The organism is Acinetobacter vivianii (assembly GCF_014635885.1).
In the GTDB taxonomy this organism is placed as follows: Bacteria; Pseudomonadota; Gammaproteobacteria; order Pseudomonadales; family Moraxellaceae; genus Acinetobacter; species Acinetobacter vivianii.
In genome coordinates this window covers 459,742-475,354 of sequence record NZ_BMDR01000002.1, presented here as the reverse complement: position 1 = coordinate 475,354, position 15,613 = coordinate 459,742, and the positions used below count along the sequence as shown (strand labels likewise).

Genomic DNA, 15,613 nt, shown 5'->3' with positions numbered 1-15,613 from the left:
AGGGGATTCAAAGAGAATAAAAAGGTCGCTTAGGCGGCCTTTTTTAATGGCTTTTCGAAATTTTCTATCAATCCCCTGCTTAGCTCTAACTATTCCCATTAAGCTTTAGACAAAATAAATTGCAAAGTTAACGAATATTAACAATAATTGTAATAATAATATTTCTCATTTACATGGTTGTAGGCATGAGTTCTTCTCCGCTGTTCAAACGCACCCCTCTCTTTTTAGCAATCTCTACATTAGTCAGTATCAGCTCATATAGCCATGCACTTGATGAAGGATCGCAACAACTCCCAACAATTAAAGTTCAAGCTACTCAGGATGATAGTACCAGCGAAAAAACCAAAGCTTACACCATTAAAAATAGCTCAAGTGCAACCAAGCTCAACATTGAAGCCAAAGAAGTTCCTCAAACCATTAATGTTGTCACACGTCAACAAATTGATGATTTTGGCCTTACCAGCTCCCGTGACATTTTAAATAATACGCCAGGCGTTATCGTCAATTCATCTGAAACCGAACGCTCTGTGTATATGGCACGTGGTTTTGAGATTTCGAACATTCTGGTCGATGGCGTAGGCTTTCCTGCAAGCGCATGGAATTATAATGACACCAATCCAGATAGTTTCTTTTATGATCGCATTGAAGTCATTAAAGGTGCAGATGCATTAACCAATGCCTTTGGTGACCCGAGCGCAACCATTAACTATATTCGCAAACGCCCAACTAAAGAGTTTCAAGCCAATGCAGGACTAAGCTATGGCTCTTGGGACACCCAACGCTACGAAGCAGATGCTTCTGGTAGCCTCACACCAAGTGGCAATATTCGTGGTCGTCTTGCTGGCTTTGAACAAACAGGTGACTCACATTTAGATCGCTATTCTTCCGAAAAAAATGGGATTGCAGGGGTTTTAGAGGCTGATCTTACGGATAGCACCCTACTTACAGTGGGTGCCAGCCAAGAAAAAACCAAACCAAATGCCAACAACTGGGGGGCTTTACCCCTCATGGATTCCTCAGGGAAACAGATCACTTATGATCGTTCTTACAATCCAAACCCAGACTGGGCATATTGGGACAACACCTCTCGAAATGCCTTCATTGAATTAAAACAAAAATTTCTGGAAACATGGTCGGCTAATCTTAGCTATAACTACAATGAAAAAGAGCGTCAAAGCCAATTACTCTACTATTATGGCTATCCTAAAGCGGATGGCTCAGATGTAGATCTGACAGCTTGGGGCGGAACAGAACATAATAAATTGCAAACTGCCGATTTTAACCTACAGGGTAAATTCGATCTTTTAGGCCGCGAACATGAAGCAATTGTGGGATACACTTTTTCTCAAAGCGAACAAAAGGATAAGCAAAAATCTGGAACAATCCTCGACAGTAATATCGGAACATGTACTCGTGGTACAGCCCCAAATAGCTATCCAACACAATGTACAACTGGCTGGGCAAGCTGGACACCAAACAACGTAACATGGAGTGCCTTAACGGATGCTGCGGATTACACCCAACGCAACCAATCCGTTTATGCTGCAACACGCCTACATTTGACCAATGACCTCAAACTCACATTGGGTGCGAACTATGTTCAAGCCAAGAGTGAAGGCTCAAGTTATAGCTCACCAATGAATTATGATGAAAGCAAGGTATCACCATATGCGGGTATTACTTATAACTTTACCCCTGAATATACAGGTTATATGAGTTATACCTCAATTTTCCGCCCACAAACTTCAGTGGATCAAACAACAGGAAAAGTAGCCGATCCAATCGAAGGTAAAAGCTACGAAATCGGCGTAAAAAGTGCATGGTTAGACAATAAACTAACAGGCACACTTGCGGTGTTTAGAACTGAAGAAAATAATTATCCTCTCAGACCGACAGATAGCCACCCGCTCAACCGTACGTCAGCAATCAGCGACTTACGTTCACAAGGCGTAGAAGTTGGCTTAGCTGGACAATTAACAGATCAAGTCAATGTTTCTCTCGGCTATACCCAATTTAGCCTGCAAGATCTGAAAAATGGTGGCGCAGCACGAACCTACAATCCAACCCAAAGCTTTAATCTGTTAACCACCTACTCGCCTACCCAGCTGCCAAAACTGAAAGTTGGTGCAGGTCTAAAATGGCAAAGCAAAATCACACGCTTTGATCCAAGCTACAACACTTATCTCAAACAAAGTGATTACGCCTTGCTTAACTTAATGGCGAGTTATGAAGTCAGTCCAAACTTTAGCATTCAAGCCAATGCCGATAACGTCACCGATAAAAAATACCTGAACAGCTTCACTGATGGACAGGCATTCTACGGAGAACCAGCAAATTACACCGTCGCCCTGAAATTTAAATACTAATAAAAAAAGCCCTCTAAATCAGAGGGCTTTTTTTATGAAAAGACTTAAGCGGCAACAGTTGTATGTGGTTTATTTGCCAAATACGCATCTAAACTTTCAATCTCGCTTTGCGCAAAGTTTAGACCAAGTTTAGAACGTCTCCATAAAACATCCTGACTGTTGCTTACCCACTCAAAAGCACATAAGTAGTCAACTTCTTTTGCATACAAGCCTTGACCAAAATGCTGTCCAAGCTGCTCAACCGAAGTTGCATCACCCAAAATATTCCAGATGCGCGAACCATATGCAGATGCCCAACGTTTTGCTAAAGCTTCAGAAGCATCAGTAATTTGTGCGCGTATTTCTTTTGCCAGCTGTTCAGCCGACTCCATATTTTCACCACCCGGTAAAGCTTCTGTTGCAGTCCAGCTACCCTTCATTTCAGGGAAGAATGGTTTTAACTGCTGCATAGCAGACTCAGCCAACTTACGATAAGTTGTTAATTTACCGCCAAATACTGAAAGTAATGGTGCTTGATCATCCGACTCTTTAGACAGTGCTAAGGTATAGTCACGGGTAATTGCAGATGGATTATCAGACTCATCATCACACAATGGACGAACACCCGCAAAAGTCGACACAATGTCAGCTTGCGTTAACTGATTTTTAAAGTGTGCATTGCTCACTTTGATCAGATAATCGGTCTCTTCCTGTGTAATTTTCACTTGTGCAGGATCACCTTGATACTCACGGTCTGTCGTTCCAATCATGGTGTACTGATCCAGATATGGAATAGCAAAGACGATACGACGGTCATCATTTTGCATAATAAATGCTTTTTCGCCTTCATACAGTTTCGGCACGATGATGTGACTACCCTGAATCAAACGGATACCGTATGGTGATTTAAGCTGTAAATCCTGCTTGATAAACTGCGCCACCCAAGGACCAGCAGCATTCACCAAAGCTTTTGCTTTAATCTGGAATTGACCTTTTTCATTTTCTAGAACAACGACCCAATACTGCCCTTCACGTTGTGCTGATAAACAACGGGTACGTGTCACAATATCTGCACCTTTTTCACGGGCATGCATTGCATTGAGCACAACCAGACGAGCGTCATCGACAGCACAATCTGAATACTCAAAACCACGGGTAATCGCCGCATTTAAAGGGCTGTCTTCTTTAAAATAGACATTGTTTGAACCCAATAATTTTTCACGCTTACCAAGATGATCGTAGAAGAATAGACCTGTACGAATTAACCAAGCTGGACGCAAATGCGGACGATGCGGCATGATAAAGCGCATAGGACGAATAATATGCGGTGCTTTTGCTAGCAATACCTCACGTTCAGCTAAGGCTTCACGTACCAAGCGAAACTCTTTATGTTCAAGGTAGCGTAGACCACCATGAATGAGCTTACTACTTGCAGAAGATGTATGGCTCGCCAAATCATCTTTTTCGCACAAGAAGACAGACAAACCACGTCCTGATGCATCAGCTGCGATACCAACACCGTTGATACCACCACCAATCACAGCAAGATCATAAATTTTGTCATTTAACTGAGGAGAGGTTTGCATAAATCACCGAAAATGTTCATTATTGTTCAATTACGAACATTTAAACATGTTAAATGAAAATAAACAATAAAAAATGAGCGCAAAAAACCCAATTTCTAAACATTTTTAGATAAATGGTCAAAAATGAAAAGCAAGACAATGCAAAGATGAAAACGATGAAAAGCTAATGTTTATAAGAGAATCAGGATTATTTTAATAAAGTGCTCTTGAGCCAAAAGCCTTTAGCTCAAGAAAAGTAACAATTTTTCGGAAATGAAGATTTATTTTGCAATAATCAAACCAACATCCAGTTCCTGAATGGTTTTCATAAAGGCATCATTCGGCTGCTGATCGGTAAAAATACAATCCACCTGCTTCAGTGAGCCTAAGCGAATCATGGCATTACGACCAAATTTACTACTATCGGCAGCAAGAAAAACCTGACGTGCGCTGGAAACGATTTCTTGAGAAACGCAAACTTCCTGAAAATCGAAATCCAGTAAAGTCCCATCCTCTTCGATTCCACTGATCCCAACCAGTGCATAATCCGCTTTGAACTGTTTAAAAAAGTCCGCAGTCGCCTGTCCAATTACCCCACCATCTGGGCGAACACGACCACTGGCAATCAGAACTTCAAAGTCTTCTTTGGTACTGAGGATTTTCGCAACATTAAGGTTATTGGTAATAATCCGCAAACCAGTATGATTTAACAATGCATGCGCAATTGCTTCGGTTGTGGTACCAATATTAATGAATAATGAAGCATGATCTGGAACGGCTGCAGCGACAGCGGCTGCAATCGTTCTTTTTTCTTCCAGCATATGGCCGACACGCATCGTATATTCAGTGTTCTCTACACTTGAATCATGCGCTGCGCCACCATGGTAACGACGTAATAACCCTTCATCCGCCAATTGATTAATATCACGACGGATGGTTTGCGGGGTAACATCAAAATGTTGAGCAAGCTCCTCAATACTGATATAGCCACGTTCTCTCACTAACTCGAGGGTTTTCTGTTGGCGCAATATCAAGCTCATGCTCATCCATCCTGTATTATTTTTTACGTCTTACTCAATCTGGTTATTTTAGCTTAATCTTCCGCCCAATCACGAGTACGTCCGACTGCTTTTAACCAACCTTTATACAGTTTTTCAGTCACTTCCTGACCGCATTCTGGTGTAAAGGTATTTTCAATGGTCATTCTACTTTTTAATTCGTTCAAGTCAGACCAGAAACCGACGGCCAGACCCGCAAGGAAGGCTGCGCCCATACCCGTTGTTTCTTTCATTGCTGGACGTTCTACCGAAGTGCCCATAATGTCTGCTTGAAACTGCATCAAGAAGTTATTTGCAGTTACACCACCATCCACACGTAAGGTACGTAACTTTTCACCCGAATCCTGTTGCATGGCATCCAGTACATCACGTGTCTGATACGCAATCGATTCCAAGGTCGCACGGATAATGTGTTCAATACTCACACCACGGGTAATACCCAAAATCGCACCACGTGCAGTCGGATCCCAATACGGTGCACCCAAGCCAGTAAAGGCAGGCACAACATAGACCCCATTGCTATCTTTTACTTTGGTTGCATAATATTCAGAATCATGTGAGTCATTAATAGCTTTCAGCTCGTCACGTAACCACTGTACACATGAGCCACCATTAAATACCGCACCTTCCAATGCATAGTTCACTTCACCACGCGCACCACATGCAATCGTGGTCAACAAACCGTGATCTGACTGAACAATACGTTTACCTGTATTCATGAGCAAGAAACAGCCCGTACCGTAGGTATTTTTTGCCTGACCAACTTCAACACACATTTGACCAAACAAGGCTGCCTGTTGATCACCCGCGATCCCGGCAATTGGAATTCCAATTTCCTGACCACTAATCGTGTGGGTATAACCATAAACTTCAGAAGAACTACGCACTTCTGGCAACATTGCTTTCGGAATGTTTAATGCTTCAAGTAGCTTGTCATCCCACTCCAATGTTTCAATGTTGAATAACATGGTGCGTGATGCATTGGTGTAATCAGTCACATGGACTTGACCATTGGTCAGTTTCCACAATAACCAAGTATCAACTGTACCAAATAACAGTTCGCCACGTTCTGCGCGCTCACGACTTCCCTCAACACGATCAAGAATCCACTTAATTTTTGTTGCCGAGAAATATGGATCAATCACCAAGCCCGTCACTTTACGCACGTAGTCTTGCCAACCATCCTGACAAAGCTGATTACAAATCTCATTGCTTTGACGGCTTTGCCATACAATTGCATTGTAGATAGGTTTACCTGTCTGCTTATCCCAGATGACCGTTGTTTCGCGTTGGTTAGTGATCCCAATCGCTGCAATCTGATCACTTGAAATGCTTGCCTGCGCTAAAGCTTCTACCCATACTGCGCTTTGCGTCGCCCAGATTTCCATAGGATCATGCTCAACCCAACCTGGTTGTGGGTAAATTTGCGTAAATTCACGCTGAGCAATACTGATGACATTCGCATCGTGATCCAATACGATTGCACGTGAACTCGTTGTACCTTGGTCAAATGCAACCACGTATTTTTTTTGACTATCTGTAGAGATCATGACATACCTATCCAGACTTGCTTGTGTATAGTGCAATAAATTAAATGCCCGTTAAAAAACGGGCTCTAGATACTGCAAAAAAGCAATGACTTCTGTATTAAATAAAAACTTGGCAGATTATATGCAAAATTGTTCGAAAACGAAAATTCTTTCTTTAACTTTGAACATAAAAACGATGAATAGCCCGTGTTTTAAAGATAACTCACAATAAAAAACTGTTTTTATGCGATACTAAAAGCAGAAATAACAGGACCATTGATATGAAAAAAACGAATTTATTCTTTCTTGTAAGCGGTACTCTTCTTATTGCAGCCTGTCAAAGCAGTCCACATCAATATAATGGTGTGACTGGCTATCAAATTGAAAATAAAACAACAACTTCGGCGACGATTGCTTATACACTTGCCGCTCACAGCAATCGTGATATTGACGAGAAAAAGTTACAACACGCTTGTAAGCAAGTGTTAGGTGCAGAAAAAAACTACAAAATTTCAGTGCTTAGCGTTAATGAAATTATGAATCCGACACAGCAAGAACAATACGGCGTCAAACTCGGTAACAGTCGCGCAACTTTTGGTCTATCGAACTCGCCAGACTTAAATAATAGCGAAGGTTATGCGACCCGTCAGGCACTTGAAACACGTCCAACTACATTAAAAGTTGTACGTTACACCTGTTCTTGATCAGGCTGATTGTGAAAAAAAGGACGTATTCAGCTCAGAATACGTCCTTTTTTTATCGTTTTAGAACATCGTGAATAGAGAGATCTTTATCAAATACAGATTTTGCAAAAGGACATAAAGGAATGACTTTCACCTGACGCTGCCTGACGAATGCGATTAATTCATGTAGAAGCTTGTGTCCAACACCTTGACCACGAAATTGATCGCTGACATCCGTGTGGTCAATAATTAACATGCTATCTCCTGCCCATGTATATGCCATTTCTCCCGCTAGCACGCCATCTTCCAGCAGCTTGAATGAGCCATGTTTACCATCATCAGTTTGTTCAATTCCCATGTGCACTCCTCATCTTGTTATTCAATCCAGTCGCAAAATTTCATTTTTTTAACTTCAATGTTTTAACATGGGCGTTAACCCTGCTTTGTTAAAATTTTATATTTATTTATGAGGCAATCGTGGTCATCCTTAACCACAATCACTTTTATTTAGTACGATAAAAACTCACATTTCGGAATTCTTTGGATTCATCCAGATCAGGCCACGTTGTGGCACTACGTTCGTCAATTTTTAGATATTGAGGATGGCTAAAATTCTTCACCCGACTATCTGCCACCCACACTTCTGGTGCAAATTTCAAGAATTCATCTAAAAAGAAACGATTACATTGATCATAGAGTACATCGGCTGCTAGCAGCACATCGACTTGCTCTGCTTGATATAAATCATCCAGATATTCCAGTTCAACATCATTCAATAGTGCATTTTCACGACATGATGCCAAACTGACAGGATCAATATCACAGCAAATCACTCGTTTTGCGCCCGCCATTTTTGCTGCAATGGCGACCACACCAGATCCAGCGCCAAAGTCCAGCACCACTTTATCTTTGACATGGTGCGGCTCTGCCAATAACCATTGCGCCATTGCCAGTCCAGATGCCCAACAAAAAATCCAGTACGGTGTTTCATTCCAGATTCTTCGGATCACTTCATCATCTAAACGATCTGTTGGAAATACAGGTGGAATTAACCAGAGTGAAATCGGTGTTTCAGGCAGTTGCTGTGCCAGCAAATCCGTGTTTGGAATCACTTCATGCAATGCTTTAAGCAATTGGTCAGGGGCTTTGGCAAATTGAAAAGTACAACTCATATTTGTTTAATTCTAAAAAAACCCCTCTTAGCGAGGGGTTAATAATGCTTATCCTAATGCTTTTTCAGCAGCTTCTACGGTTTGACGAATTAATGTGGTAATGGTCATTGGACCTACCCCACCTGGTACTGGTGTATAAGCAGACGCAACTTCTTCGATGCCGACCAACTGGATATCACCTACACCACCACCATCACGTGGATGGAAACCAGCATCAACGACAACTGCACCTTGCTTGATCCAGTCTTTTTGAATTAATTCAGCTTTACCCACTGCACCCACAATAATATCTGCCTGTTTTACAAGATCAGAAAGATTTTGTGTACGTGAATGGCAAATGGTCACAGTTGCATTGGCTTGTAATAGCATCATTGCCATTGGTTTACCCAAAATCGCTGAACGGCCCACCACTACAGCATGTTTACCTGCGATTTCAATATTGTTTTCTTTTAGAATCGTCATGATGCCCGCTGGTGTTGCAGAACCATATGCTGCTTCGCCCATTGCCATACGACCAAAACCAAGACAAGTCACACCATCCACATCTTTTTCTAATGAAATCGCATCAAAACACGCTCTTTCATCAATTTGTTCAGGCACTGGATGTTGTAACAAGATCCCGTGAACATCTGGATTGGCATTTAATTTTTCAATTTCAGCCAAAAGCTGTTCAGTTGTGGTTTCTTTTGGAAGTTCAACTTTAAGAGAATCCATACCGACACGGCGGCAAGCATTTCCCTTCATACGCACGTAAGTTGCAGATGCACCATCATCGCCAACCAGAATGGTGGCCAAGATTGGGGTACGTCCCGATTTTGCTTTTAATGCTTCTACACGTACCAACAAATCCGTTTCAATTTGTTTTGCTAATGCACGACCGTCTAAAACCAATGCCACAGCGCATCTCCAAAGTGGGTATGAATGAATTGGGTAAATAATACATGATAATTTGACCAATATTCTTTTAGATGTTGTTTTTATGTGCATATTCGCGATAAACACTATTGTTTTTTTTTTAAAGATTGCTAATATGTGCATCACCAAGAGATGGCGGGGTGGCAGAGTGGTCATGCAGCGGACTGCAACTCCGTGTACGCCGGTTCGATTCCGACCTCCGCCTCCATTGGTAAAGCCCGAGTGGTGAAATCGGTAGACACAGGGGATTTAAAATCCCCCGCCCACAAAGCGTGCCAGTTCGAGTCTGGCCTCGGGCACCATTTTTCAGCTAATGAAATTATGGTGCAAATAAAAATCCAGCGTAAGCTGGTTTTTTTATGCCTGAAATTTGGGTCACAAGAAAAAAAGCCAAGCACGATAGCTTGGCCTTTGCTACTTTTAAATTTATGCCACCTGTTGAGCAGTTTTCATTGGCAATAAATTTTTATCCAGACTTAACTGATAGCCACGGCTTTGATCAATCGCATATACAGGTTTTTTGATTGAATCCAGATAAATCCATTGGGATTGGACTTGTGTCTCATCAAACTGAACCATCAAATACCCTCTCTGATTCAAATTGCAATAATTCAATTCATCAATTAATGTATTAAAAGCAAATTCGAATTGCTGTAACTGCGCCAAAGGAATATTCAGATACTTTTCCAAACCCGGTGAAGATACCGAACTGGTGGCAAGCTCTACGCCGACAAATGCCCCATCTTTGCTATATAGATTAGAAGACCATGCATTGTGCGTATCACCTGCCAGCACCACGACTTTTTTCTTTAATTGCGCCAAAGTACCATACAGAATTTCACGCTCTGCAAAATAACCATCCCATGCATCAAGGTTATAAGGTGCGACAGTTAACACACGTGCTTTTTCTTGTGCGGTTAGCGTCGGATCACCTTTCTGCAAACGGATTTTCAAGGTAATCAGCTCAGTAATCTGCGCATTCATTTTTTCCAAAGTTTCATCACTCGGATTTCCCGAAGTAATTTCTGCCAACGCAAACAGTAACTCAGCAGGTACCAGCATTTTGGTCATAAGAATTTGCTGACCCAAGACATTCCATGTCGCTGTTGATTGCTGTAATTTTCCAAGCAACCAGTCTCGTTGGGTATAACCCATCAAAGTACGTGCGGGATTGGTTAAATCAGCCTGAAACTTGGCAATATCCAGTCCTGTAGCTGTCAGATAGTCGTCATAATCAAGTTGTTCATCACGCGCAATAATACGGGTATCTAACATGGTTAACTGAACCAAATTACCGAAATCGAATTGGCGATAAATCTTGGTATGTTGATCATCAACTGGACGAATCGGCATCCATTCAAAATAAGCCTGTAATGCGGCAAGTTTACGCTCTAAGAAAGGCCCTTCATCTGGCTGATGATTTTCCGCACCCTCTCGCCATGTATCATTGGCTAACTCATGGTCATCCCAAATCACAATAAAGGGATGACGTTGATGTGCTGCCTGCAAATCCAGATCTTCACGATAGAGTGCATAACGCTTGCGATAATCATCCAGCTTGATAATTTCCTTATCATTATCTGCGGGTAATGTCCGTCCCAGCTCCTTCGCTTCTTCCGTGGCATAGCCAGTGGCACCATATTCATAAATATAGTCCCCCAGATGGATGATCACATCGACATTTTGCTTGGCCATTTCACGATAGACATAAAAATAGCCTGCTGGATAATTCGAGCATGAACACACTGCGAAACTGACTTTAGAGGTGCTGGTGGGCAAAGTTTTGGTTCGTCCGACTGGAGAAATTTTATCTCCAAAGATAAAACGATAGAAATAACTTTGATCTGGAATCAACCCTGTCGCATCGACCTTCACGGTAAAATCTTGCGATGCAGCCGTTGTCACCTTATCCGTTTTTACGATCTGCTTAAATTGGTCATCCAGTGCAATTTGCCAAGTGACTTGCAAACGTGCACTGCTGTCATTGGGTGTCAAACGCGTCCATAAGATCACACGATCTTTCAACGGATCACCACTGGCAACCCCATGTTCAAAATTGACTTTTAAAGTTGAAGATTCCTGATCAGAGCTATCATTACACCCTGTGAAGCCAACCGATAAAGATAACGCGCCGAAACCGAATAAACTTTTTTGAATGAGTTCCCGCCGAGAAATTTTTGCTGTCATGTGATAGCTACCTTTACTTTTATTCGTTTAAATAAATGGGTAAAGTTAATTTGCCAACATGAAGCTTTGATCTCAGTTTAATGAAATAATCATGAAAAGAAGCCTTTGCCGTTTATTTTTTATCAGATAACTGCATGAATCGCTTGAAAAGAAAGCAAATAGTGAGTTTTACTCTTGCCAAGTTTTAAAGTGTCCTCTATTATTGCGCACATGCCCGAGTGGTGAAATCGGTAGACACAGGGGATTTAAAATCCCCCGCCCACAAAGCGTGCCAGTTCGAGTCTGGCCTCGGGCACCATTTTTCAACTAATGAAATATGGTGCAAATAAAAATCCAGCGTAAGCTGGTTTTTTTATGCCTGAAATTTAACACTACAAAATAAAAATGCCCGAGCAAAAGACTCAGGCATTCGATATAAAACAATAATGATTATTCCACCCGAATAATTTTACCATTCTCATCATGATGAACAACACTCACTTTCTGCTGACGTCCGGCCTGAATTTCTTGCTCAGGGAGCTCAAAATAACGTGCGTAGTCAGGCAGTGTCTTTTCCACCACATGTTTTTGATGCACACGTTTGGCAGGCAACAATCCCCAAAGCAATAACGCAACTGCACACATAAATAAGGCAGTTACACCGTGCTCAAGACCATCACTAAATGCCGACATCAAACGCTGGGCAATATGGGTCTTTTGTAATTCAACCAACACCCACACCAAAATAAATGGACGCCATAATAATAGCCAGGCTGCCCACATCATTGCGGTTGTTGTTGTCGAAAAATAACGTTTGTGCCATGGGAGCTGGCGACGTACATCAATAATCAAACTGTCTGCTTTCATTGCTTTTTCTCAGCAAAAATGAATCTTTGCGATTCAACGAATTCCACGATCTGGGCTAATCCAACGGGCACGCTTTTCATCATTACGCAACAGGACCTTTGGAAAGGCGACGATTGTAGCAGTAATCGTGATCAACCAAAACACAAATGGGTACCAAATCATCCAATAATAATTTTTCCCTAAGTTTGGTTCATAACGACTATCCATCCATTTGCTTAAAGCAAACTGAATTAAACAGGTTGCCCCCAATAAAATTCCACTACCATACGGTAAAAATGGTGAGCTGACGATAGCCAGTGCCGGTATTGCAAAAATAAAATGCAATAACCAGATCACAGCCATAATAAGCATCAAATATGACCAAATGAGTGTCAAACACAGCTCAAACATCAAAGGCCATAAAAAATTTAATTTTGGTTTCAGGAATACATCAATATTCTTGACCAGCACCTGTGCCCCACCCATGGCCCAACGCAAGCGCTGCTTCCATAGACCATTGAAGGTTTCAGGCATTAAAATCCACACCAGTGCATTTGGCTCAAAACGTACATCCCAGCCTGCACGTTGCAGTTTCCATGTGATATCAATGTCTTCAGTCAACATGTTCGGTGACCAATAATCCACTTGATGCACAGCACTTTTACGGAATGCGGTAATCACACCAGATACTGTAAATAAACGGCCAAAAGTACGCTGAGCACGCTTGATCATACCGACAATCGAAGAAAACTCCCCAACCTGAATCCGTCCAAGCAATGTTGAACGGGTCCGGATACGTGGGTTGCCTGTTACAGCCGCAACCGTTGGATCTTCCAGAAAGTGTCGCATCATCCATTTTGCGGCATGTGGATCCAGCAAGGCATCGCCATCAATCCCGATCAGGAATTCAGCATCAGTCATCAAACTGCCCGCTTGCAGTCCCATTGCCTTACCCTGATTTTGTGCTAAATGCACCACACGCAATTTGTCATACTGTGTCGCTAAGCGATCCAGTACTTCCCCTGTATTATCAGAACTACCATCATTAATTGCGATGACTTCAAAGTTTGGATAATCCAGTTTCAGTGCATGGCTAATGGTTTCTTCGGCATTGTCCCCTTCATTAAAACAGGGTACCAATACCGCAACTTTTGGGTATTCAGGCAAAGTGGCGGGTTGCTGATAAGGCGGATCCTGACGCTCTTTCCAGTAGAAAATGATTGCTCCGACCATCCACAAATACGACATAAATAAGGGATAGTAAAAAACAAACTTAATGGCGTATGACCACAATAAAGCAATCCAACTCATCTCATTACTCCACTATGGTACTAATTGAGATGATTTTAGACTAAAAGCCTTATGCATTGTTTCTACATCTGGATGTCCTTTGATCGGATCATCAGGATAATAGGCAATATGCATCGCACCTTGCTCATATAAAGACTTGATTGTCGCTGACATCTCTTCAGAAGGCACCTTTTCATTGTTGCGCCAGTTAATGGCCTGCAACTCCATGACCGTCTTTTTAATGCCATTTGGATATTTTTTCACGCGATTTAAAATATCACTGTAGAACTTTGCTGGATTCTCAGATTGTTCCATATAAGGCATCGCCATGATTGCAGTGAAATCATAACGGTTGATCGATTGCTCTAAGGATTGGGCATACCAGTTTTCCGCATACGGATTTAACGCCACTTGTGCATATAGATTACGAGCAGTAACGAGGAAAGGTTGATATTGACGCACCTCTCCTGCCAGCTCCATCGCAAAATCATCTAAATAACGCGTCTTATACGCTGTCCATTTTTGCAAATCAGCATCATTATCACGAATTTTTGCCAAATCGGTCGGCAAGCCTTGTTTTGCATAAGCAGCTAAAGCTTCTGGGCTGGCATCTTCATAGTCAGACAAGGTCACATCATCATGGAACAACAAACCATCAAACGGCGTCGATTTTGCCAAATCCTGATAAATTTCCTTAATGGTTTGACGTGCTTCTGGCGAGAATGGGCTGAGACGGATATAACCCATATTCAAATGGTCACCTTCTTTTGCCTGCTGGGTTTCAACCAGATCTTTAGATACAGGATCCGTTTTTGGCAGTTCCCAAGCCAATAATGGCATCCACGCATATAAACGTTGTACAGGTGTGCGGGTCTGGATTTGCCAAGCCACACGATTAAACAAGTCCGCACGCATTGGAATATGACGGTTCGGGAAATACACCATATCTGCTGAGCCGTTGGCATCTGGATCGGAGAAAGCTTGTAAATAGACGGTATTGACGCCCATGCCATTAATACGGTCAATCAGATGATCCAGATTACGTTCTTGCTGCTTCTCATCTGGATCATAAATATAGTCCAGATCAACATGCATGATTTTCTGCGGGCGATTATTGTCGTTCAGGTTCAGTTCACGGTTTTTAATTTCTTGTGCTAGTGCGCTGGTCGACATACTGCCCTGAATCAGAATACGACTCATATTCTGTAAGGATTGCTTGGCATGGTCTGCCCCATCATCCAGTGTAATGGTAATTGGCATACCGAGCTGTTTCGCGGCTTGTACCAGTTGCATATTATAACGACCATAAGGCCAGACCATAACACGCGGTGAACGAAGACCATGTGCTTTTAGTAGCTCATTGTTCTTTTTCAGGTCTCCAAAAACACGTGCCTGATAAGTTGCATCACTTTCATAGCTTTTGCTTTTTGGATCATAAATTCGCGCAATTGCAGCAGGTTCCAGATTGCCCTGTGGATTGGCATTAATCCCTTGATGCAAATGATAGCTGTGGCTGGCAATTTCCACCAAGCCACTGTTTTGCATTTCTTTAAGTTCTTCCCAACTCAAGATTTTATTACGTGCAATTTCCTCACCACCAAAGTCCACCTTTTGGCCCGCCTTTGGTTCTAGCCACGATCCGACTACAGCCAAAACAACCGGGATTTTTTTCGCACGAATAATTGGATAAGCATTTTGATAAAAAGATTGATAGCCATCATCAACTGTTAGTAAAACAGGTTTTGTGGGTAACTTATATTTACCTTGATGTGCCTTGATCAATTGATCAACATTAATAAAGTGATAGCCATTTTTCTTGAGCCAGTCGATATGCTCACTGAACTGTTGTGCAGTCACCGAATAACTAGGAATCAGCGCATCTTTTCTGTCTGTGATTTCATGATAGCCAATGACGGTTAAGGTGGTCGCATCAATTTTTGGTTTTGCCGCAAAAGTAGTGGTGCTTGCAACCACGCCAAACACAAGACCTAAAAATGCATTTAAGGTCGGAGACACTAAACGTGTTGTCATAGAGATATCGTCT

The 15,613-nt window shown here is 42.0% G+C and carries 12 protein-coding genes and 3 tRNA genes; 5 read left to right on the top strand and 10 right to left on the bottom strand.

From position 1 onward, the window contains the following. Window positions 1-173: 173 nt before the first annotated feature. On the top strand, window positions 174-2,366 hold the full coding sequence (locus tag IEV36_RS05975) for a TonB-dependent siderophore receptor (protein ID WP_005259078.1): 2,193 nt from the start codon (window positions 174-176) through the stop codon (window positions 2,364-2,366). Window positions 2,367-2,410: 44 nt separating this feature from the next. On the opposite strand, the gene glpD is transcribed toward IEV36_RS05975, so the two are convergent. The 3 genes from glpD to glpK all read right to left on the bottom strand — a co-directional run bounded on the left by glpD (window position 2,411) and on the right by glpK (window position 6,518). Continuing rightward, window positions 2,411-3,931: a glycerol-3-phosphate dehydrogenase gene (gene glpD, locus IEV36_RS05970; protein ID WP_005259080.1), complete on the bottom strand. Its 1,521-nt coding sequence runs from the start codon at window positions 3,929-3,931 to the stop codon at window positions 2,411-2,413. 260 nt (window positions 3,932-4,191) lie between these two features. After that, window positions 4,192-4,950: a DeoR family transcriptional regulator gene (locus tag IEV36_RS05965; protein ID WP_004770366.1), complete on the bottom strand. Its 759-nt coding sequence runs from the start codon at window positions 4,948-4,950 to the stop codon at window positions 4,192-4,194. A gap of 53 nt (window positions 4,951-5,003) precedes the next feature. Next, window positions 5,004-6,518, bottom strand: coding sequence for a glycerol kinase GlpK (glpK, locus tag IEV36_RS05960; RefSeq protein WP_005259085.1), 1,515 nt, complete (start codon window positions 6,516-6,518; stop codon window positions 5,004-5,006). A gap of 260 nt (window positions 6,519-6,778) precedes the next feature. Between glpK and IEV36_RS05955 the strand changes: the two genes are divergently transcribed. Beyond that, entirely contained in the window at window positions 6,779-7,201 is a 423-nt protein-coding gene (locus IEV36_RS05955) for a hypothetical protein (protein WP_004770368.1), read from the top strand. Between the two features lie 52 nt (window positions 7,202-7,253). Here the strand turns inward: IEV36_RS05955 and IEV36_RS05950 are convergent, their stop codons facing one another. The 3 genes from IEV36_RS05950 to folD all read right to left on the bottom strand — a co-directional run bounded on the left by IEV36_RS05950 (window position 7,254) and on the right by folD (window position 9,249). Then, window positions 7,254-7,538 carry a GNAT family N-acetyltransferase gene (locus tag IEV36_RS05950; RefSeq protein WP_005259087.1) on the bottom strand — a complete coding sequence of 95 codons (285 nt, stop codon included), beginning with the start codon at window positions 7,536-7,538 and terminating at the stop codon, window positions 7,254-7,256. A 145-nt stretch (window positions 7,539-7,683) separates the two neighbouring features. After that, window positions 7,684-8,352 carry a class I SAM-dependent methyltransferase gene (locus IEV36_RS05945; RefSeq protein ID WP_005259089.1) on the bottom strand — a complete coding sequence of 223 codons (669 nt, stop codon included), beginning with the start codon at window positions 8,350-8,352 and terminating at the stop codon, window positions 7,684-7,686. 48 nt (window positions 8,353-8,400) lie between these two features. Next, entirely contained in the window at window positions 8,401-9,249 is an 849-nt protein-coding gene (gene folD, locus IEV36_RS05940; protein ID WP_005259091.1) for a bifunctional methylenetetrahydrofolate dehydrogenase/methenyltetrahydrofolate cyclohydrolase FolD, read from the bottom strand. A 152-nt stretch (window positions 9,250-9,401) separates the two neighbouring features. Between folD and IEV36_RS05935 the strand changes: the two genes are divergently transcribed. Further along, window positions 9,402-9,475: transfer RNA gene (locus IEV36_RS05935), tRNA-Cys, on the top strand. Between the two features lie 8 nt (window positions 9,476-9,483). Next, window positions 9,484-9,569: transfer RNA gene (locus IEV36_RS05930), tRNA-Leu, on the top strand. A gap of 124 nt (window positions 9,570-9,693) precedes the next feature. On the opposite strand, the gene IEV36_RS05925 is transcribed toward IEV36_RS05930, so the two are convergent. Beyond that, entirely contained in the window at window positions 9,694-11,454 is a 1,761-nt protein-coding gene (locus IEV36_RS05925) for an alkaline phosphatase D family protein (RefSeq protein WP_005259092.1), read from the bottom strand. A 212-nt stretch (window positions 11,455-11,666) separates the two neighbouring features. Between IEV36_RS05925 and IEV36_RS05920 the strand changes: the two genes are divergently transcribed. Next, window positions 11,667-11,752 (top strand) — tRNA-Leu (locus IEV36_RS05920). 131 nt (window positions 11,753-11,883) lie between these two features. Here IEV36_RS05920 and pgaD read toward each other — a convergent pair. Genes pgaD through pgaB form a run of 3 tightly spaced genes read right to left on the bottom strand, consistent with a single transcriptional unit; the run spans window position 11,884 to window position 15,600 of the window. After that, window positions 11,884-12,300, bottom strand: a complete 417-nt coding sequence (pgaD, locus tag IEV36_RS05915) for a poly-beta-1,6-N-acetyl-D-glucosamine biosynthesis protein PgaD (RefSeq protein ID WP_005259094.1) — start codon at window positions 12,298-12,300, stop codon at window positions 11,884-11,886. Window positions 12,301-12,333: 33 nt separating this feature from the next. Continuing rightward, a complete protein-coding gene (gene pgaC / locus IEV36_RS05910; RefSeq protein ID WP_005259095.1) occupies window positions 12,334-13,590 on the bottom strand; it encodes a poly-beta-1,6-N-acetyl-D-glucosamine synthase in 1,257 nt (418 codons plus the stop codon). 12 nt (window positions 13,591-13,602) lie between these two features. Then, the gene (gene pgaB, locus IEV36_RS05905) at window positions 13,603-15,600 is read right to left on the bottom strand and encodes a poly-beta-1,6-N-acetyl-D-glucosamine N-deacetylase PgaB (RefSeq protein ID WP_004770377.1); all 1,998 of its coding nucleotides are present in this window, start codon (window positions 15,598-15,600) and stop codon (window positions 13,603-13,605) included. Window positions 15,601-15,613 lie beyond the last annotated feature (13 nt).

What these genes read in the sequence shown, in the direction of transcription:
- IEV36_RS05950 (WP_005259087.1), bottom strand. Translation starts at nt 7,538, where the DNA reads ATGGGAATTGAACAAACTGATGATGGTAAACATGGCTCATTCAAGCTG.
- IEV36_RS05975 (WP_005259078.1), top strand. Translation starts at nt 174, where the DNA reads ATGGTTGTAGGCATGAGTTCTTCTCCGCTGTTCAAACGCACCCCTCTC.
- glpD (WP_005259080.1), bottom strand. Translation starts at nt 3,931, where the DNA reads ATGCAAACCTCTCCTCAGTTAAATGACAAAATTTATGATCTTGCTGTG.
- IEV36_RS05955 (WP_004770368.1), top strand. Translation starts at nt 6,779, where the DNA reads ATGAAAAAAACGAATTTATTCTTTCTTGTAAGCGGTACTCTTCTTATT.
- pgaD (WP_005259094.1), bottom strand. Translation starts at nt 12,300, where the DNA reads ATGAAAGCAGACAGTTTGATTATTGATGTACGTCGCCAGCTCCCATGG.
- IEV36_RS05965 (WP_004770366.1), bottom strand. Translation starts at nt 4,950, where the DNA reads ATGAGCTTGATATTGCGCCAACAGAAAACCCTCGAGTTAGTGAGAGAA.
- pgaC (WP_005259095.1), bottom strand. Translation starts at nt 13,590, where the DNA reads ATGAGTTGGATTGCTTTATTGTGGTCATACGCCATTAAGTTTGTTTTT.
- glpK (WP_005259085.1), bottom strand. Translation starts at nt 6,518, where the DNA reads ATGATCTCTACAGATAGTCAAAAAAAATACGTGGTTGCATTTGACCAA.
- IEV36_RS05945 (WP_005259089.1), bottom strand. Translation starts at nt 8,352, where the DNA reads ATGAGTTGTACTTTTCAATTTGCCAAAGCCCCTGACCAATTGCTTAAA.
- pgaB (WP_004770377.1), bottom strand. Translation starts at nt 15,600, where the DNA reads ATGACAACACGTTTAGTGTCTCCGACCTTAAATGCATTTTTAGGTCTT.
- IEV36_RS05925 (WP_005259092.1), bottom strand. Translation starts at nt 11,454, where the DNA reads ATGACAGCAAAAATTTCTCGGCGGGAACTCATTCAAAAAAGTTTATTC.